Source organism: Lysinibacillus sphaericus (genome assembly GCF_006864135.1).
GTDB lineage: Bacteria > Bacillota > Bacilli > Bacillales_A > Planococcaceae > Lysinibacillus.
Genome location: NZ_SADV01000015.1, coordinates 53,434 through 74,637 on the forward strand (window position 1 = coordinate 53,434; position 21,204 = coordinate 74,637).

7 protein-coding genes and 1 riboswitch are annotated in these 21,204 nt (G+C 30.6%); of the genes, 2 read left to right on the top strand and 5 right to left on the bottom strand.

The window, feature by feature from the left end; translation table 11 throughout:
- Window positions 1-23: 23 nt before the first annotated feature.
- Together C7Y47_RS16460 and C7Y47_RS16465 are read right to left on the bottom strand one after the other, a co-directional pair.
- Window positions 24-9,185 (bottom strand): non-ribosomal peptide synthetase/type I polyketide synthase, encoded by a 9,162-nt coding sequence (locus tag C7Y47_RS16460; RefSeq protein ID WP_185903514.1) that lies wholly within the window; start codon window positions 9,183-9,185, stop codon window positions 24-26.
- Between the two features lie 16 nt (window positions 9,186-9,201).
- A complete protein-coding gene (locus C7Y47_RS16465; RefSeq protein ID WP_185903515.1) occupies window positions 9,202-15,009 on the bottom strand; it encodes a type I polyketide synthase in 5,808 nt (1,935 codons plus the stop codon).
- Between the two features lie 831 nt (window positions 15,010-15,840).
- On the opposite strand from C7Y47_RS16465, the gene C7Y47_RS16470 reads away from it, so the two are divergent.
- Window positions 15,841-16,548, top strand: coding sequence for an ABC transporter ATP-binding protein (locus C7Y47_RS16470; protein WP_142509768.1), 708 nt, complete (start codon window positions 15,841-15,843; stop codon window positions 16,546-16,548).
- Entirely contained in the window at window positions 16,548-18,893 is a 2,346-nt protein-coding gene (locus C7Y47_RS16475) for an ABC transporter permease (RefSeq protein ID WP_185903516.1), read from the top strand. The genes C7Y47_RS16470 and C7Y47_RS16475 overlap by 1 nt, the downstream gene beginning before the upstream one ends.
- Before the next feature lie 148 nt (window positions 18,894-19,041).
- On the opposite strand, the gene C7Y47_RS16480 is transcribed toward C7Y47_RS16475, so the two are convergent.
- The 3 genes from C7Y47_RS16480 to C7Y47_RS16490 form a co-directional block, all read right to left on the bottom strand.
- The gene (locus C7Y47_RS16480; RefSeq protein WP_142509770.1) at window positions 19,042-19,356 is read right to left on the bottom strand and encodes a DMT family transporter; all 315 of its coding nucleotides are present in this window, start codon (window positions 19,354-19,356) and stop codon (window positions 19,042-19,044) included.
- Complete coding sequence (locus C7Y47_RS16485) at window positions 19,356-19,697, bottom strand: DMT family transporter (RefSeq protein ID WP_142509771.1); 342 nt, start codon at window positions 19,695-19,697, stop codon at window positions 19,356-19,358. The genes C7Y47_RS16480 and C7Y47_RS16485 overlap by 1 nt, the downstream gene beginning before the upstream one ends.
- A gap of 198 nt (window positions 19,698-19,895) precedes the next feature.
- A riboswitch (guanidine-I (ykkC/yxkD leader) is annotated at window positions 19,896-19,991 on the bottom strand.
- A 31-nt stretch (window positions 19,992-20,022) separates the two neighbouring features.
- Window positions 20,023-21,171 carry a PstS family phosphate ABC transporter substrate-binding protein gene (locus tag C7Y47_RS16490; RefSeq protein WP_255505226.1) on the bottom strand — a complete coding sequence of 383 codons (1,149 nt, stop codon included), beginning with the start codon at window positions 21,169-21,171 and terminating at the stop codon, window positions 20,023-20,025.
- Window positions 21,172-21,204 lie beyond the last annotated feature (33 nt).

Sequence of the window (21,204 nt, forward strand, 5' to 3'; positions counted from 1 at the left end):
TTTTAATTGCATTTATTTACTTTTTAAAAAGTAAATTCTAAATCTTCTTCGTTAAAATTATTGGATATTAAATTATTGTAAATATTAGATAATTCATTCTCGGTAATTAGGTCAATAGTTTCAATCTTTATATCCAGATTTTTTGATGTTAAATGTATAATGCTTTTAAAGTATTCTATAAGTTTTTCAATTGTTGTTTCTTTAAATAATGACGTTGCATAGCTTAAATCAAACAATAATTCCCCTTCTTTTTCCTGACAAACAATTGTAATGTTGAACTTTTCAGTATTTTCTTTGAAAGGATATGATGTTACTTTTAAATTATCTAGTTCTATTCTATCTTCCAGCATATTTTGAAGAACGAACATAACATCAAATAATGGAATTCTGTTTAAATCTCCCACCACACCTACCTTTTGAACCAACTCATCAAATTGATATTCTTGATTATCAAAGGCCATTATCGTCTTCTCTTTTACAATGTTTAAATAATCTTTAAAATTTAATTCATTATCTACGTTTGTTCTAATTGCTAAAGTGTTGACAAACAAACCAATAACATTTTCCAAATCTTCTGATGTTCTTCCAGAGACAGGTGTTCCAACAACTATATCTTCCTGTTGGCAATATTTTGATAATAAAATATTTATATTTGCTAATAAAACCATGTACAGTGTGCTGCCAGTCTTGCGTCCTATTGCTTTTAAATTATCTGTAATAGATTTATCTATTTTAAATTCGATACTATTTCCTTTAAAGTCTCGTCTATTTGGCACAGGATAGTCCGTAGGGAATTTTGTTTCAGGTAATTTCCCTTGATACTCGCCTAACCAATATTTTTCTTGTTTTTTTAGTTCTTCACTTTTTAATCTCTGTAATTGCCAAGCAGAGAAATCCTTATATTGAACTTTTAATGATTTCAACTTTTTGTCGGAATACAAATCGCTAAATTCTTTTGTTAATATCGCAACAGAAATGCCGTCAGATATAATATGATGAATATCAAAAATAACAATATTTCTATCTTCCTCTATATTTATTACTCCAACTCTAATAAGAGGAGGCATTTTTAAGTTAAATGGCCTAATAAAGTTTGCTATCTTTTCTGAAATTTCATCTTCGTTTTTTACTGTTAGCATTTCAATTTTAAAAACTAAATCATTTATTGGTTGAATTTTTTGTACTATGTCTTCATCAACAATTTCAAAACTTGTTCTTAATGATTCATGCCTTTCTATTAACTGTCTTAATACTCTATTTATTATATTTAGATCGAGTTTGCCTATTACTTCTATTACCTTTGACATATTATAAGCCGTTCCATTATTTCTCTCCTGTAGCATATACATTCTTTTCTGTGCAGAGGAAGTTCTATAATATTGTTGTTTAACTGTTAATTTTTCTATTTCTTCGTATTTATTTTTCCCCACTTTGCTAATATATTTAGTGAGTTCTTTAATATTTTTAGCCTTAAATAATTCTTTTATTGGTATTTTCACATCTAATAACTTGTGAATTCTGCCTACCAATATTGTTGCATTTAATGAATGTCCTCCCAAATCAAAAAAGTTGTCATTTATTCCTATTCTTTTTATTCCTAAAATTTCTGACCAAATTTCCACTAATTTTTTTTCCACCTTATTACGTGGAGCAACATAGTCATTTGAAATTTGATCTTCTTTATTTGGATCAGGTAAGGCTTTTCTATTTATTTTTCCATTTGAATTCAGTGGCATTTCTGAAACTTCGATAATAAATGTAGGTATCATGTAATCAGGCAAGGTTGCTGATAAATAATCCTTAATGTCAGATGTATTTAATTTTCTATAACAGGATACATATGCACAAAGATATTTTTGATTATTTTGATCAGTTTTTCCTACAACTACTGCTTGTTTTATATTTTCAAGACTCAATAATCTAGTTTCTATTTCTTCAAGTTCTATTCGATATCCTCTAACTTTTACCTGATTATCTATCCTTCCTAAAAATTCTATTTCTCCATTTTTCAGCCATCTTGTTAAATCACCAGTTTTATAGATTTTCATACCTTTTTCAAACGGACTTTCTACAAACTTCTTCATGGTTAAATTTTCCTTATTTAAGTAGCCTCTTGCTACACCATCTCCACCTATACATAATTCTCCTGGAACTCCTATAGGCACTATTTGCATATCTTCATCAAGAATATATACTTGAGTGTTATTTATTGGTTTTCCAATAGTAAGGTTGTTGTCTTCATTTACACAAAGTTTGCTTGTAGACCAAATAGTTGTCTCTGTAGGTCCATATACATTAAATACTTTTAAATTATCGTTTCTATTTAATTCTTCAACTAAATTTTTAGGAACTTCTTCTCCACCAATTAGCACTGTTTTTAATTCTTTTATTGATTTTTTAAACTTATCGCTTTCTAATAGGGATTTTAATCTGGAAGGCGTACATTGCATTACCTCCACTTTATTTGCAACAATTACCTTTGATAACTTATCTCCATCAATTACCTCTTCCTCATTTGCAATTATTATTTTCATGCCTTGAGCAAGTGGTACTAAAGTTTCTAAACCGAAAATATCAAATGAAATTGTTGTAATACATAATATGTTGTTATTCTCATTTAGATTGGTTGCAGCTACAATACCTTGTATAAAATTATTTACTTGTTTATGTTCAACCATCACGCCTTTTGGATTTCCTGTTGAACCAGAAGTATAGATTACATAAGCTAAATCATAATAGTTATTTACTATACTAAGATTATTATCTTCTAAAGAATAACTATCTTTCTTAATATTAATGATACTACCATTAAACTTTAAATCATCTTCTAATTCCCTGGCTGTTATTAAAATTTCTACTCCTGAATCTTCAAGCATATACTCTACTCGACTTCTAGGAAGATTTTTATCAATTGGTAAGTATGCTCCACCTGACTTTAAAACCCCCATAATACCAATGATCATTTGAATGGATCTGTCTACAAATATCCCCACTATTGAATCAGCTTTTACCCCTTTTTCCCTAAGGTTTCTTGCTACTTGATTTGATTTTCTATTCAATTCATCATAAGTTAATTTATCATCCTTACATACAACTGCAACTTCATCAGGAACTCTTCTTACTTGCTCTTCAAATAATTGTTGTATTGTTTTGTTTTTACAATAAGTTACCTCTGTATTGTTAAAATCTTTAATCATTTTTTTCTTTTCATTATCTGTCAAAAGTTGAATGTTCGATATGGTAATAGCATTATCTTTAACTATATTTTTTAATATCGTTATATAATATTCTCCCCATAATGTAACACTATCACCTTTTAATAAACTAGTTTTATAATTCAAATTAACGTTAAATGCGCCATTTTCCTCGAGGATTTCCAATGTAAAATCAAACTCAGCTATTTTTGATTTATAATCATATGTTTTGATTTCAACATTATCAATTTTAAACATTCTTTCTTCCATATTCTCGTATATAAACATGACATTTATTAATGGGTCTCGATCACCATTATTTTCTGTATTTAGTTTATTAACAAGAAAATTAAATGGATAATTCATATGAGCATAAGACTCTAGAGAACTTTGTTTTAATTCATTCAAAAATTCAGTAAATTTCTTTTCGCCAGAAATCTGATTTCTCAAAATAATTGTATTAGTAAACATACCAATATTTTGATCAAATTTACTATTCCCTCTGTTAGTAACAGGTGTGCCAATTATTATATCCTTCGTTTTTGAAAGCTTGTAAAGTAATACTTTAAATGCCGCAGCTAGTACCATAAACAGTGATGACTCTGATTTTTTCGCAAACTGTTTAAGGTCAAAAACCAAATCTGTTTCTATTGGCAGTTTTACAGTATTACCTGCAAATTGATTAGTCGTATAATGGTTATGATCAAAAGGAAGATTTAACTTTTCTCTTTCACCCGATAATTTATTTAACCAATATGTTTCGTTTTCCTTTATTTCCTCAGAATTTAAAAATTCATCTTCCCATAAGACATAATCAGAATATTGGCTATAAAGCGGCTCCAGATCTTCACCTGAATATAATTTTATTAGTTCCTGGCCTAAAATATCTAATGAACGTCCATCGGCTATTGTATGATGTAAATCTATTAATAATATTTCCCTTTCCTGCGAAACTTTCAATAAAGTTACATTAAACAATGGTCCTTTTAATAAATCAAATTTACTAATATTCTCCTTGATTAAATCATCTACACTCTGATATTCTTGCTTTTCAACTTCATTAATTTTAAAATCTATTTCCTCTACAACCTCTTGAACAAATTGATCTTCTTCAATGTATAATTTTGTACGTAAACTTTCATGTCTAGCTATTATTTTTTTGAACACAGTCTCTAATTTTTTTATATTTATTCGACCTGTTATTTCTAATGTCCCTATTATATTATATGGATCATTCTCATTTATTAGAATAGTTGAGAAAAGCCTTTTTTGATTTAAAGACATTGGAATTACTTTATGATTCAGAGAAATATTTTTAGTTTTGTTTAATTTCGTTTTTTCCGAAAACTCAAAACCACCTTCTCTTAATTCATATATACTTTCTTTTATTTTACTTATTATTATTTCAATATCCTCATAGGAAATCTCTGTATTAAAACAGCATGTTCTTCTTTCCCATGTATAAATGCCTTTATAATTTAATAAATAAAAGAATAAATCCATTTCTATTGGAAACAATGATAAATCATATTTCCCATATGATTCAAATTTGAATTGTGATCCAAAGTAACTTATTCTCATAGGAACACTTTCTCTGTCAAAAAACTCGTTTACTCCTTCTACAAATACCCTCGTTTTTTCATTTACTTCCCTTTGTAAATCATTCCCTTTTTCTTTCAAAAGAGAAAGTACCGCATATGCAGCCGCCATACTAAGAGGGTTTTTACAAAATGTTCCAGCGAAAGTTACTGTTTCTTTATCCGGTATAGAGTTATCTCCAAATGACCAGCTTCCTCCGTCTATGCTATCTAAATATACCTGCTTGCCGGCTACAATACCTATCGGAAGTCCACCACCAACTATTTTCCCATACGTAACCATATCAGCTTCAATTCCGAAATAAGCTTGTGCTCCACCCGTTTGGATTCTAAATCCATTTAGCATTTCATCAAAGATTAAAATAATATCTAGTTCTTCTGTTAATACTCTTAATTCTTTAAGGAATTCTTTCGGCTGAAAACCTGGTCTTCTACTTTGTACCGGTTCTACTAATACAGCAGCAATATCATTTTTATTTTTTTTAATATATTCTAAAGACTCTTTAGATCCGTACAGTAAACTTACCGTATCTTTAATATTTCCATATGTTGAACCTAATGAAGTAGGATACGGACCTTCTTCATCTGTATCTGTTAGAACACCATCAAACGTTCCATGATAGGATCCGGAGAATTTTACAATTTTATCCTTTCTTTTGCAAGCTCTAGCAATTCTTAAAGCAACCATAACAGCTTCTGAACCTGTATTACAGAAGGCAACTCTTTCTACTCCGGTTAAATCTTTTATCAATTTAGCTACTTTTCCTGCTAAATCACTTTGCGGTCCTAATTCAATGCCCTTCTCTAATTGAGCTTTGATAGCATCCGTAATAAATGGAGGATTGTGCCCAAAATAATGGACTCCATATCCTATTGCTAAATCAATATATTCATTTCCATCAATGTCCCAAAACCTTGTTCCCTGGGATCGTTTGGATATAATTGGATAAAGTAATTTTTTTAATGTCATTCTAAAATTAAGTGAATTTATCCAATCCGAGAATACTATATTATACTTTTCTGCATGATTTTTTGAACTTTTTGTTTTAGTATTATATTTTAAGATAAAATTGTCGATAAAAATTTTTTGCCTATGATTTAATGTATCTTCTTCAAAAATCATAGAATTATTATTTATTCTAGGGAAAATCTTCCTTGAAATGTTTGCTTGTTTAACAGAAAATCCCTTCCTACTTATATCTAGCAAATTATCTAACTGGGCCTGGATATCTTTAATTTGGTTTTCCATATTATTTACATAATTAACATTATCCGCATTATCGCAATTACTATCTTCACATGAAATATTTGACTGTTGTTCTACAGTTTTCTGTCTAAACATTTCTGACTTTGGTAAATGTTTTTCTATATATTTAGCGATTAAACCTACTGTGTTCAAATTTAATAAGAATTCATTTATAGAAATATTTAATTTATATTTATTATCAATATGTTTTTTAAAGTTTAGTAATAATAAAGAGTCAAATCCTAATGAAAATAAATTATCTTCACGATTTATCTCCTCTACGTTCAATCCAGCTATAGTATTCATTATATTTTTTATCTCTAACTCTATATCGCATAAACTTAAAGAAGCGTTCTCTATTTTAATAACATTATTCTCAATGGAGCTATTCGATTCACCCCATCTTTCAGAATTCTCATTCAACACACATTCTTTGTAGTTCTTCTTATTTTTATTTAAATCAATCCAATATTTTTTCCTTTGAAAAGAATAATTAGGGAGTATTACCTTTTCTTTTTTATATTCTTTGTAAAAGGACTTCCAATCAATCTGTACACCATTTAAATATAATAGAGATAGAGAATCAAATAGCTGCTTATATTCATTTAATCCTTTTCTTAATGACGGTAAAAATAGCTCTTCACCATCAATACATTGATGAGCTAATCCACAAAGTGTTGCGTCGCCACCTATTTCAATAAAAATATTGCATTCTAATTCCTTGGCCGCTTCCATTGCTTTATAAAAATTAACTGTACTGGATAAATGATTGGACCAATAAATTGCATCCCCAAACGTTTCTTTATTTTCTTGCTTTCCTGTTATAGAAGATATAAAAGCAACATTATTTTCCGAATATTTTATATTGCTTATTTTTTCCTTATAACTATTGATAAAATCCCTCATTAAAACCGAATGAAATGGATGTGTAATATTTAGCTCTTCAATAAACACTCTTTGTTTTTTTTGGATGAATTCAATAACTTTATCCACTTCTTCGCTAAGACCTGATATTGTAACATTTTCTGGAGCATTTATAGCGGCAATTGAAACATTTTTACATCCACTCTCATTTATTGACTCTCTTGCTACTTCTGCACTTGTTAGTACACCTACCATTTTTCCATCGATATCCAGGGTATCCATTAACATTCCACGATGAGCAATCATTTTAATTGCATCATCTAAACTTAAAATTCCAGCATAACAGGCTGCAGTAAATTCACCTATACTATGCCCAATTACTGAACTCGCCTTAATCCCTAAAGAATCCCAAATTTTAGTTAGAGCATACTCAATAGAAAATATAATCGGTTGCGAAAAAATAGCTTTATTCAATAAATTATGATCTTTTTCTCCATAAATAATATCTAAAATATTTGAATTTAATATTTTATAAAATTTTTCATTACATATATCTAGTGCTTTTTTAAAAACCGATGATTTTTCATATAATGTTTTTCCTATATTCTTATAAATTGACCCTTGACCAGTAAATAAAAACGTAATATTATTCACTTTGAACTTGGAAGAATCACTTTTAAAATGATCAAATTTATCTAAAATATTTAATATATCAACTTTGCTTGATCCATTAGCAGCAAAACGATAATCCATATGACTCTTACAAATATTAGAACTGTAACATATATCACCAATTGACGTATTAGATTTAGACAAATATTCTTTCATATTAATGATAGAGTCTTTCAATGCCTCTTCATTTTTAGCAGATAAAGTTAACAAGTGATGAGGCAATTCCTTCTCTTCGATATTTTCTTTAACTAATGGTAGTTCTTCAATAATTGCATGAGCTAACGTACCTGTGAATCCAAATGCACTAATACCCGCTCTCCTAATCTTTTCACCAGGTTTCCACTCAACAAGTTTATCGACTACTTGTAAATTTCCCCAATCTATTTTAGAACTTTTATTATTGAAATGGATATTAGGCGGTAGCTGATTATGTTTAAATGATTGGATTATTTTTATTAGACCAGCCATTGCTGATGCAGCTTCGAGATGAGCAATATTGGTTTTCACTGCTCCTATTAATAAGTCATTTTTCTTATCTTTAAAAATTTCATTTAAAGCTTGAACCTCAATCGTATCGCCTAAAGGTGTGCCAGTCCCATGCGTTTCAATATAATCAATATCATTTATAGTCATTTGAGCTTGAGTTAAAGCTTGTTTTATTACTTTTTTTTGTGCACTTCCGTTTGGAGCTGTCATCCCATTTGTTCTTCCATCTTGCCCTACCGAGACGCCCTTTACGATTGCATAGATTGTATCGTTATCTGCTTTAGCTTCGGATAACTTTTTCAGTACGATGACGCCACATCCCTCACCTCTACCAAAACCATCTGCATTTTCGGCAAATGTTTTACATCTACCGTCTGCAGCTAATCCGTGCTGTTTTGAAAGGCCAATGAATGACTCAGGAGTTAATAACATATTAGCTCCTCCTACAATGGCTAAAGAGCATTCACCTTTTTTTAAACTTTCTACGGCAGCATTTAAAGCCACTAACGAAGACGAACAGGCTGTGTCGAATGTTATCGCAGGTCCTTTAAAATCATAGAAATAGGATAATCTACCGCTCGCAGCACCATAAGTTATACCACCAACAGAATAAGGCGTTATTTTTTTTTCATCACCTGAGAACATATGAGCCCTAAAATAATCACTAGAACTAATCCCTACAAATACTCCTGTATTACTCCCGCGTAATTTTTTAATATTTAACCCAGAATCTTCAAGCGCTTCCCAACTTACCTCTAATAATAATCTTTGCTGTGGATCTATAGAGCTTGCTTCTACAGGAGAAATTTCAAAATGTCGATTATCAAATTCATCAACAGGGACATTTAAAAATGCCCCGTATTTTGTATACATCTTTCCAATTTCGTCTATATTATCACTATAGTATTCTTCATAATTAAAGCGATCCTTTTTAATTTTTGTTACAGTATCAATCCCATTAGAAAGAATTTGCCAGAACTGCTCTGGATTATTTGCACCTCCAGGAAATCGGCAACCCTGTCCTATTATGGCTATATCATCATCTTGGTTTTTTTTAGATAATTCTTCAATTTTCCTAGCTGCTTTTCTCAAAGCTTCCTTGTATTTATTCGTTTCTTGTTCCACAATCATTCCTCCCTTTTTAGTCTACTAAAGACTCTATTTCTGCTAAAAGGTCATCTATCGTTTCAGAAGTATTTAAGTCGTCATTATTTATGTCATTTTCACTAATTTCTTCTTCGAAAGATATAACTTCTATGAGCAGATAATCATTTAACTCTTTTAAGGATGGATAATTAAAAAATACAGAAATATCAAGTTCTTTACTTATTAATTTATTTATTTCATTTCTCATAGAGAAGATCATTAACGAGTCCGCGCCCTGTTCTGTTAGTGATTGATCTAATACTAAAAGGGATGCATCTTCAAACCCCATTAAAGTCGCGGCAATATTTTTCAATTTTTCTTGTAAATAATCATGTCTTTCGGAAAACTTTAACGACCTTAAAATTGATAAGATATTAATCTCACTATTTGTCTTGTCTTTTTTATTAATAACATTATCTAAATTTATTAGTTTTGATAAAAATGTCGTTATTTCTTCTAATTTAGTGTTTTCATTATATAAATCCCAGTTCATGTCAGCGACCAATATAGATGAATGATTTATATTAAATAATTTATCAATCATTTTCATCCCTAATTCCGTACTAATGCTATATATTCCTTGTTTCTCTATTCTTTTCATATTTCCTTCATTCCTAGATGCCATTCCTATCTCTGACCATGGTCCCCAACAAATCGATATTGCAGGTAAGTTTAATTTTCTTCTATATTGAGAAAAGATGTTCATAAAATAATTAGCGGCTGCATAATTTGCTTGGCCTATATTCCCTATTACTGAAGCAATGGATGACATCATAACGAAAAAGTCCAACTCACAATTCCTTAATGAATGATGTAAATTGTATGTTCCAAAAACCTTACTCATAAACATTTGCTCAAAACTTTCCCATGATTGATCTCTTATAAGCCTATCATCTAAAATACCAGCTGCATGAACTACGCCTTTTATCTCCGGGAAATTTTCAGTAATATCAGATATTAAAGCAGAAATATCTGATTCTTTACTCACATCAACCTGGCATATAAGTACTTTTATGCCTCTTTCTTCCCAACTCTTTACCTTGTCAAGAATATCCCCCTTGGGCTTATTTCTGCTTAACAAAACTAAATTACGTGCCCCTTTTTCTATTAAATACTCTGAATAGAGCATTCCGATACTACCCGTTCCCCCAGTTATGAGATACGTTGCTTCAGACTTTATTGCTATATCAAGATTTTTATGGTTTTTCTTAGAATAGGTATTTTTGACCAATCTTGAAACATATCTCTTATTATTGTTTCTTAAACAAACTTGTTTTTCATCGTTTGTTATTATTTCTTTTATAATGACATCATCAATTTCCTTATTAATCATGCTACTATCGACGTCAATGATTCCTCCCCATAATGGATTAAATTCTAGTCTAATAACTTGTGAAAAGCCCCATAAAGTTGATTGATAAATAGAAATTGGACTATCGTCTAAATCATGTACGTTATTTGTTAATACTTTTAAGTTCATTTTTTCAACTAAATTCAAGTCAGTTATGGCTTGTACAAGATGCAATAATTGACTGCAAGCTGTCTTTTCTTTCAATGTCTCTAAAGTTATTTGATTGTTGCTTTCTTCATTAGATTCAGAAATAAATAAAATGTTAAACTTTTCATTATCAAATTTATATACAATGTCTTTAAATAGTGTGTAAAAATCTTCTTTTTCATTATCGGAAATGCAATAAGTCTTATCATCCAGTTCCATTAATTTTTTACCAGATAGGACTTTAATAGAATCCATTCCAAGTAAACTTAACTTGTCAGATATTTTATTGCAGATTTCGTTATTATTTGAAAAAATAATGAATTTTTCATTACTTTTAACTTCAATATTTCCAAGTGATTTTTCCACCCATTCAACGTTATAAAGCATTTGATCGCCACTATAGTTTAGTTCCTTTAGCAGGCTTTTTCGATCTGTGAGTTTTGCCATAATGTTGTCTATCTCAAATACAATCTCACCTTTTTCATTATAAACATCAATATTTCCACTAACCCCTTCTTTTTGATTATTATTAACCTTTACATGGCACCAATAACTTTCTGCGTCTTTATAGAAATACTTAATTTTCCCTAATGAGATGGGAATTGTTGTTTTAAGCACATCTGTTGTCTTTTCAGAATTCATTTTTCTACTTAGTTCAGATACAGCGAACACAGATTGGAATATAGAATCTATTAAGCCTGGATATAATGTATAGGATTCTTTATTTGGAATTTCTATCTTCGGATCAATTAAGCAGACCCCTTCACTTTCTCCCTTCCATACTCTCTTAATTCTTTTAAAACCTTCGCCTAAATTAAAGCCAAATTTGCCCATCACATCGTAGATATTGAAACCTGATAAGTCTTCCGAAAACATATTTTTTAGATCATCTATATTTATCTTTTTCTCAGAAGTCTCGTCCTTTATTACAGTTAAACTTCCTTGACAATGTGTAGACCAATCTCCATGTTCCGCTTTACTGTCTTTACTTATTATTTGAAACTTCTTTCTTTCTTCATGGATATCTTCTATTAATATTTGCACTGTTCTTTCATCACCCTTACTTGCTATTAAAGGTGAATGGAATTCAACATTTTCAATAGTACATACAGATGATTTATAATAATCTTCAATAATTGATACAAGCATTGACATATGCGCAGCAGCAGGAGATATTGCCGTGTCAAAAATAATATGCTCTTTCATAAAGTATGGAGAATTCATTGTAAAGGAGTTCTGATAAACTAAACTATTTTTTAATTGTGGTGTACTAAATCTCTGCCCAATAATTGGATGATAATCATTCCTTATTTGATCAGGTAATTTTTTTTCATGAGAACACACAGGTTCCATCCAATATGGTTTTCGTTCAAATGAATACGTAGGTAATTGAACTCGGTTATATGTTTTATTAATATTTGTTTCGAACTTATCCCAAAGTACCTTTACACCACTACAATACAGTTCCCCTAAACTATAACTGATTTGTTCCCAGTCACTTTTCTTCATATCTAAAGAGTTTAATAATTTTATATCTCCCCTTAAAGATAATTTTGACAAAGCACATAAAGTTTTATTTGCTCCAACCTCTAAAAATACTTTATCTTCTGCATCCTTTATTGAAGTAATTGAATGATAAAAATCAACTTTTTCTTTAATATGGTTTGTCCAATAATTAGCATCTAAAATCTCTTCTTCCCCTATTGCTCTTGCAAAGGTTGAAGAAATATAGTTCACTCTTGATTGCTTAAATTTCACCTGTGATGCAATCTCTTTGAAATCCTCTAATATAGGTACCATCAAGTTTGAATGGAACGCATGGGATACATATAATCTAGCTACCTTTATTTTTTGTTTTTCAGCTTCTTTTGCAAGCTCTTCAATAGTATTTTTCTCACCTGATACAACAATATTATTTTCAGCATTATAAATTGCTAGAGATAATGCATCATCATATTTTTCTATTAATTTATTCACTATTTTTTCATTTGCATATATTGATAACATAGCTCCTTCTCCAGGTGCTGAATCCATTAGTCTTCCTCTTATTGCAACTAACTTTACTGCATCATTTAAATTCATTATTCCTGCTACAACAGCTGCTGCATACTCTCCTATACTATGCCCTAAAACAATGCTAGGTTTAACACCCATCTTCTCCCACATTTTACAAATGGAATACTCAATTGTGAATATTAGTGGTTGTGCATACAAAGTCTTTTCCACTTCTTCATTTGTACATTTTCCACTATAAATAAGATCTACTAATGATTTTAAAAGAAATGGTTTAAATAATTTATCACATTCGTCAAATACTTCTCTAAATGTTGGGTTGTTATCATATAATTCTTTCCCCATACCTACATATTGGGAACCTTGACCTGTAAATAAAAATACAACCTCTGTTTCTTTTTGGAATTTTATTGGTTCATTTACATTGGTAGAAATACCTATTTTATTTCCGTTAATTAAATAAGATTCCATCCTATTCATTATTTCTTCCTTTGTTCTTCCAGAAACAGTGAATCTATAATCAAAATCAAATCTAGATAGATTATTTGTATAAACAACATCTTTTATATTCACACTATCACTCTTCATATAATTCAAATAATTTAGAATATTATTTCGTAATGATCTCTCACTCTTTGCTGATAGCTTTAAAATATAGACTAGGTCATTACTGTTTTTTATTACTGATTTTTTCTTTGGAGGCTCTTCAATAATAATATGAGCATTTGATCCCCCAAATCCGAAACCGTTTATCCCCACTCTTCTTTTTTCACCATTATTTTTCCAATCAGCGTTACTTTCCACCACTTTTACCGGGGATTTATCCCATTGAATAAATGGATTTGGATTTTTAAAATACAAGTTTCCTGGAATTACATCGTTTTTAAATGATAAAAGTACTTTTATAATACTAGCCATTCCCGCAGCTGCTTCTAAATGACCAATATTTGATTTAACTGAACCAATTTTCAATGGGTTTTCTTTCGTTCTATTTTTACCATACGTTTCAACTACTGCTTTTACCTCTATTGGATCCCCCAGTTTTGTACCAGTTCCATGCATTTCAATGTAATCAATATCCGATTCATTTAATTTGGCATCTTTTAATGCCTTTTTAATAACTTTTTCTTGAGCTAAACCATTTGGTGCTGTTAATCCATTACTTTTACCATCTTGGTTTACTGCGGTACCGCGAATTACACCTAATATATTATCATCATTTTTTTCAGCATCTTTTAGTCGTTTTAAAATAATAACGCCAGCACCTTCTCCTCTGCCATATCCATTAGCAGATTCATCAAAGCTTTTACTACGTCCATCTTCAGATATAGCTTCTAATTTAGAAAAACATACATGAATAGCTGGAGAAATCATCAAATTAACTCCTGCTACTACTGCCGTGTCTACTTCACCAGCTTCCAACGCTTTACATGCAACATGTAATGCTGTTAAAGAAGAAGAACATGCTGTATCAAGAACCATTGAAGGTCCCTCAAAGCCAAAAGTATAGGATATTCTTCCACAAGCTGTACTGAAAGTTGTTCCAGTTAGAGAATATGCATCTATTTTACGTAAATCTCCTGATTTATAATGTGCAAATGAGTATTCTTCTCCTGCAATACCTACATATACACCAGTATTACTACCAAAATAATTACCTATATTTATCCCTGAATTTTCAAAAGCTTCCCAAGTTAGCTCTAATAGCATTCTTTGTTGAGGGTCTAAAGCATAAGCTTCTTTAGGAGATATATTAAAAAATTTTGCGTCAAATTCATCAATTGGGATATTTAGGAATCCTCCCTTTTTTGTATACAATTTCCCAGGCTCACGTTTATCCGAACTATAAAATTTTTCTATCTCCCATCTCTCTTCTGGCATATTGGAGATAGCATCTTTCCCATTCATTAATATATCCCAATATTCCTCTGGACTATTAGCTCCTGCCGGGAAACGGCAACTAATTCCAACGATTGCTATAGAATCTTTGTCAGTAGCATGTAAATCACTGTCTATAGAATTATTGACTGTTTTTTCTTCTTTATTTAACTCATTAAATAAATAATCCGTATATTCATTTATATTCGGATATTCAAATAACGAGGATACTTGAATATTAATTCCAAATCTTTTCGACACTTTTTCAATAAATAACGGAATGTCAATTGAGGCAAGACCTAAATCAGTAAATGGCTCATCATAGCGAGAAATATTTAAATCTAATATATCCTCAATCAAATCGACTAAATACGATTGAATATTTTGCTTTGAATATTTAATATTTATTTCCATTAAATACATTCCCTTCGTTAAGATATTTTATCTAAGATTAACTCCCTGACTGTTTAAATAAATTTGTTGTACCTTAATTTTGTCTTACAGAAACTTCTAGACTCCCATCATAATCAAAGAATTCAGATTATTTATAAGGATAAAAAAAAGACTAAGAATATATTTTCCTTCTTAATTATCGACATAGAAAATGGGTCATCTAAACTTACCTTACCGTTTAGGTGAAAATTTTATTTTACGACTTTGTAAGAGGAAAAAATTCTAAGCACTTAGTATAACTTTTAATTAACATTAAACTTTAAATATTACTCACCACCATCCTTTTGTTCCGGATAATAATTACAGCCCCCCATAAATATAATCATTATTACCATTTTTTATATTTAAAATGTTATCACAGCTTTTTTGGTTAATCAAACAGAATTGTTAATTTTATCTAATTGAATAAGATGCTGTCATTTTTTGATTATTTCTATTTATTTACAAAATAGGTTGATTATAAAAAAACAATATGATATATTCCTATTGTTGCGAAATGTTAGAATCTTTTCAATTTACCGATTTTATACTTCCCTTTTTAAATCCTTCATGCACCATATAAATTTTACTGGATTACCGATTATATCCATTATATTTATAGGACATTATTCATTCGAAAAAATTAACCAAAGTGATCTATTGTCTAACCCTTTAAAAAAATATTTTCAGTTTAAAAATAAAAGCTAACATAACTAATTTACATGGAATGAGGAGGGATAACATACTTTCAATGACCTCAAGAAAATAAAGTTATTGGTTATTTATTTCATTTTACTGAGGAGGCAAACATTAGTGACTAATAATTTAATTGAATTTAGAAATATTACCAAGGAATATGTAATAGGTGAAGTCCCGATAATAGCATTGAATGAAGTAAATTTTACTATTGATGAGGGGGAGTTTGTTGTCATTCTTGGTGCAAGTGGTGCCGGTAAAAGTACAATATTGAACATTTTAGGTGGCATGGATACTCCTACTTCTGGAGAGGTAATCGTGGAAAGAAAGGATATTACAGAGTTTAATGAAAAAAAACTTACGGACTACAGAGCAAAAAAAATTGGCTTTGTGTTTCAATTTTATAATCTAATACCTAATCTTACTGCTTTAGAAAATGTTGAGTTTGCAGTTGAGGTTTCTAAAAATCATTTAGATCCTGAAGAAACTTTAAAACAAGTTGGTTTAATTGACAGAATGAATAATTTCCCTTCTCAACTTTCCGGTGGGGAACAGCAAAGGGTTGCAATAGCTAGAGCAATTGCTAAAAATCCATTACTTTTACTTTGTGATGAACCAACAGGAGCTTTAGATTATAAAACAGGGAAATCAGTATTGCAACTTCTTGAAGACATAAATAGAGAAACTAATAAATGTATCGTTTTAATAACACATAATTCAGCTATTGCCCCTATGGCTGACAAAGTAATAAAAGTTAAAAGTGGTGCTATTGAGGACATTACTATAAATAAGGATAAAAAACCTATAAAGGATATTGAATGGTAATGAATAAATTATTTAAAAAATTAATAAGAGACCTAAGGTTATATAAGGGGCAATTTATTGCAATTACGTTAGTAATTATTGTAGGAGCATTTTTCTTTGCAGGTTTTTCAACTTTCTCAAAAAACCTAAGTGAATATTCCTCTGAATATTTTGAAAAGACGAACCTAGCTGATTTATGGGTTTACTATGACAATATAACTCCTGTAGATGTCCAAAAATTAGGAGAAATTGATGGTATTAAAAATATTGAAGGACGCTTTGTTTTAGATGCAAATCAAAAGTTTGACAATGTAAAAACGACTTTAAAGCTACATTCACTCCCTCAAAATAATCGTATTAATCAAATAGTAATGATTGAAGGAAATAAACCAACAGACTCTCATTCAATTGTACTAGATACAGATTATGCAAAAGAACATAATTATTCCGTTGGTGATGAGATAAACCTAAGCACAGCTTATAAAGATATCACGTTAAAAATAAGCGGATTCGGCGAAAGTTCCGAATATACAATAAAATCTAGAGATACCTCAGATTTCCCCCCGAACCATAAAGAATACGGAATAGCATACGTTTCAGAACAAACAATGAGAAATATTATAGGGGAAAATATTTATAATGAAGTCGTTATAGATGTAGAGGATGGAATAGACTTAAATTTAGTTGAAAATGAGATAGAAAAAAGTTCAACTAGTTTACATTATTTTTATACATTAAAAAGAGACTTAAATTTAAGTTATAAACAGTTTACCGGTGAAATAAAGCAACAAGAAGAACTTGCAAAAATATTGCCTATTATATTCTTTTTAGTCGCTGCTATCATTACCTTTTTAACAATGTCCAGATTAGTAGATTCACAAAGAACCCAAATTGGCATCATGAAAGCATTAGGTATTAAAAATTCAAAAATAGTAACTCATTATCTTGGATATGCAATAATAATTGGATTTGTTGGTGGACTTGTTGGATCATTGTTAGGGTCAATATTCTTTCCCAAAATATTTATGGACCAGGTAAGAGCAATAATTTCACTTCCTGGTTTTGAAATTCGTATATATTACATCTTTATTTTAATCGCTATAATTTTTTCCATTGCATTTGGTGTTTTAGCATCATTCATGTCTTGTAAAATAATTTTAAAGGAAAAAACTACTGAATCATTAAGAGTCAAACCTCCTAAAAAAGTTAAAAAAATATTAATTGAAAGAAATACAACGTTTTGGAGAAAGCTTTCTTACAGTAATAAACTTATTTTAAGAAATATCTTTATTAACAAGAAAAGAGCTATTTACAGTTCTTTAGGGGTTGTCTGCTGTGTAACTTTATTGATACTTGCTTTTGGGTATAAGGGCTCTAGACAATTATTAATAGATAAGCAATTTAATGATGTATATAATTATGATCTTAGAGTTGTGTATAAAACACCTATTAAAAATTTAAGTAGCGATATCCCATATAATGATATTAATTTTAATACACTAGCTCAAACTAGCGTAGTTATTACTAATATTGAAGATAAAAAAGATAGCAATCTGCTAATTACAAATAAGGAAAATAATTTAATAAATAATTTTAATAAGGAAGGAAAAATATTACCTCTAGATGATGAAGGTGTTATAGTCGCTAAAAGATTTGCAGATAAATATAAGTTATCTATTGGGGATTCACTTCAATTAAAATTAATAGATTCAAAGTATAAAGGGAAATCTATAGAAGTAAAAATCTCTAATATATCTGAACAGTATTTAAATCAAGAAATATTCGCTACACCGAAGCTCTTATCTAATTTGGGCGTTTTTTATGAACCAAGCACACTTCTAATTCAAGGAAAAGACCCAACCAAATTGGATGAAATTTATAAAACCTTTAATAATATGGGGAATCTAAAAGAAGTTAAGTCTAAAAATGAAATTAAGAAGCTTACTGAAGACGGTCTACAAAATCTATATAATATGATTGTAGTATTAATTATTTGTGCAATAGTATTATCCTTTGCAGCAATATATAACATTTCTGTAATTAATATAACTGAAAGGATTCGTGAACTGGCAACATTAAAGGTACTAGGTTACCAAAGAAATAAAATAAATAAGCTTATTTTTATGGAAAATATTTTTATTACTATTTTTGGGGTAATTATTGGAATTCCGGTAGGGATTGCTTTATATATGCTCATTATAAAGAAATTCACTCTTGATAATATGGTGTTTCCTATCACACTAGATTTAGGATCTTTACTGTATCCAGTAATCATCACTTTTATTGTTACTATTTTATGTAACATATTTTTAAGAAAAACTGTAAAGAAAATTGATATGATTGAATCACTTAAAAGCATGGAATAAAACAGGAAGAATTCTTTCTATTAACATCTCTTATCTTCCTTAGTTCATCTGTAACTTTGAATAGTCTCTCGAAATTATAAACCCACCAGTTGCCGTTATAATTCAGTAACTGGTGGGTTTATTTTATCTTTCAAGTTAGTGTTTTTTATTAAGATAATAATTTCAAACAAATAGCTGCACCTAAAACAAGAGTAATGCAAACAATACGTCTCCAATCCTTAGATTCATTGAACAACACCATACCGAGTAATGCACCACCAGCCGCTCCAATGCCAGTCCAAATGGCATAGGCTGTACCCATCGGTAATGTTTCCATGGCATATGCAAGGCCAGCAAAGCTCAAGGTAAACGCAAAAATCAATAACAGTAAATTTTTAATACTTTTAGCATTATTATATTTACTAATCATATAAACACCCATCATTTCACATAGCCCCGCGACTACTAATGCAAACCATGCCATTATTCATTCACCTCTTTTTCTTTAACATCCCCTGTCACAAGCTTTAAGCCGATGACACCTGCAAGTAAAACGACAACACATAAAATCTTAGTTAATTTCCATGGTTCTCCAAACAGTAAGCTATCAGCACATACAGTACCCGCTGTCCCCAAGCCTACGAATACTGCATAAACAGTGCCTACTGGCAAGCTTTCCCCAGCCTTAATTAGTAAATAAAAGCTAACAAAAATTGCAATCGCGGTTCCAATCCATTCGAATGCATTCCCTGCATGCTTTAAGCCAATAACCCAGCCGACTTCAAAAAAAGCAGCAATTACGACACTTAACCATTGTTTGTTCATTGCGAATTCCTCCATTTTATAGTTAAACACATAAGGATACTATTATTGGGCAGTTCTTTAAGACGGTATTCTGACCTATCCGAGTAGTTCGGTAACCAGAAATCTGACTTGCGTTTTTTCTACAACTTCCCTTCAACAGTAGCCAAATAAAAATAGTAGCCAAATAAAAAAAGCCTAAGGAACACTGCTGTAAACAGTATCTCCCAGGCTTTTATCCTTCCGTGTCACAAAATCAATTTGTGGTTTTCTCTCGGACCAGACTAGCTTTGCTACGGAACCCTAGAAAACTAACATATTTGATTGTGCTACTAGTATAGCAAACTATTCAATCATTTTCTACTCGTACATAACCAACTTTTTCAACTAGTGCTTGCCCCTCGTCTGAGACAATCCAGTCGATAAACTTCTTTACATTAGGATTATCTGTTCCTGCTGTTACAGCATAAAATTCAGATACGAGTGGGTATGTGCCTTTACGAATATTTTCCTTTGTGGGCGCAATCCCATCAATGGACAATAATTTAATTTCGTGGTTATTTACCATTTCTGTTGAGTAAAATCTAAACGTGTAGCCAATGGCATTTTTATAATTACGATATTGTGATACCTCATGAATAATACCACCCATACCTGTTGCAACATTTTCAGCAGGTGCTTCCATGATTGGTGTATCTCCCATCATTCTTTCAAGCGCTGTTTGGCTTCCGCTATCTGCTGGGCGCTGAAAAGCACGAATCGCAGCATTTTCACCACCGACTTCATGCCAATTCGTAATTTTCCCAGCGTATATTTGTTTTAACTGCTCCAATGATAAATTTTCTACGCTGTTCTTATGATTGACGAAAAAGACAAATGCCTCTCGTCCAATGGGGGTCATGTCAAATGTAAGACCTTCCATCTCAGCTTGCCTCTTTTGTGATTCAGATGGCGCCGCTACAAAAATCAGGTCAACATCTCCTGAAATCAAATTTTGATAAGCTTCAGGTGTACGACTCACCATTACTCTACTATTATCATATGGATAGTAACCCTTTGGATAGGTCGCTTCTACAAAGGTAGCATACAGTGGATACATCGCCGTCGCCCCATCTAAGCGAGGTAGTGAGTCAACAACTAATTGCAATGAAGCCTTTGTATCTGACTTTACTACTTTATTTTGCTCTATAAATGGTTGATAGGCAGACACATCAATTTCTGCATCAACGGTTGGAATACTCATTTTGTAGTAATGTTGAATAGGCTTAATCGAGGCAAGCAACAACGCAATGCCCATTAGTCCAGCTAACCATATCTTCCGTTTTGTCGTTGTCAACCAATCAAAAATTAAACAAATAAATAGGACAAATAAACATATCGGAACGGTTAAGAGTAGTCCACTAAAATGTAGCCCACCACTAATAATTAAATACAACGCAACTACTCCTGTGAAAAATAATAATCCTATTAGTACAAAAAGAGACTGTAGCACTTTCATAATCAACGACTCCACCTCCAAAAGAGTGATTTT

Excerpts from the sequence above, each read along its gene's own strand:
- C7Y47_RS16465 (WP_185903515.1), bottom strand. The coding sequence starts at position 15,009 with ATGGAAATAAATATTAAATATTCAAAGCAAAATATTCAATCGTATTTA.
- C7Y47_RS16475 (WP_185903516.1), top strand. The coding sequence starts at position 16,548 with ATGAATAAATTATTTAAAAAATTAATAAGAGACCTAAGGTTATATAAG.
- C7Y47_RS16480 (WP_142509770.1), bottom strand. The coding sequence starts at position 19,356 with ATGGCATGGTTTGCATTAGTAGTCGCGGGGCTATGTGAAATGATGGGT.
- C7Y47_RS16485 (WP_142509771.1), bottom strand. The coding sequence starts at position 19,697 with ATGAACAAACAATGGTTAAGTGTCGTAATTGCTGCTTTTTTTGAAGTC.
- C7Y47_RS16490 (WP_255505226.1), bottom strand. The coding sequence starts at position 21,171 with ATGAAAGTGCTACAGTCTCTTTTTGTACTAATAGGATTATTATTTTTC.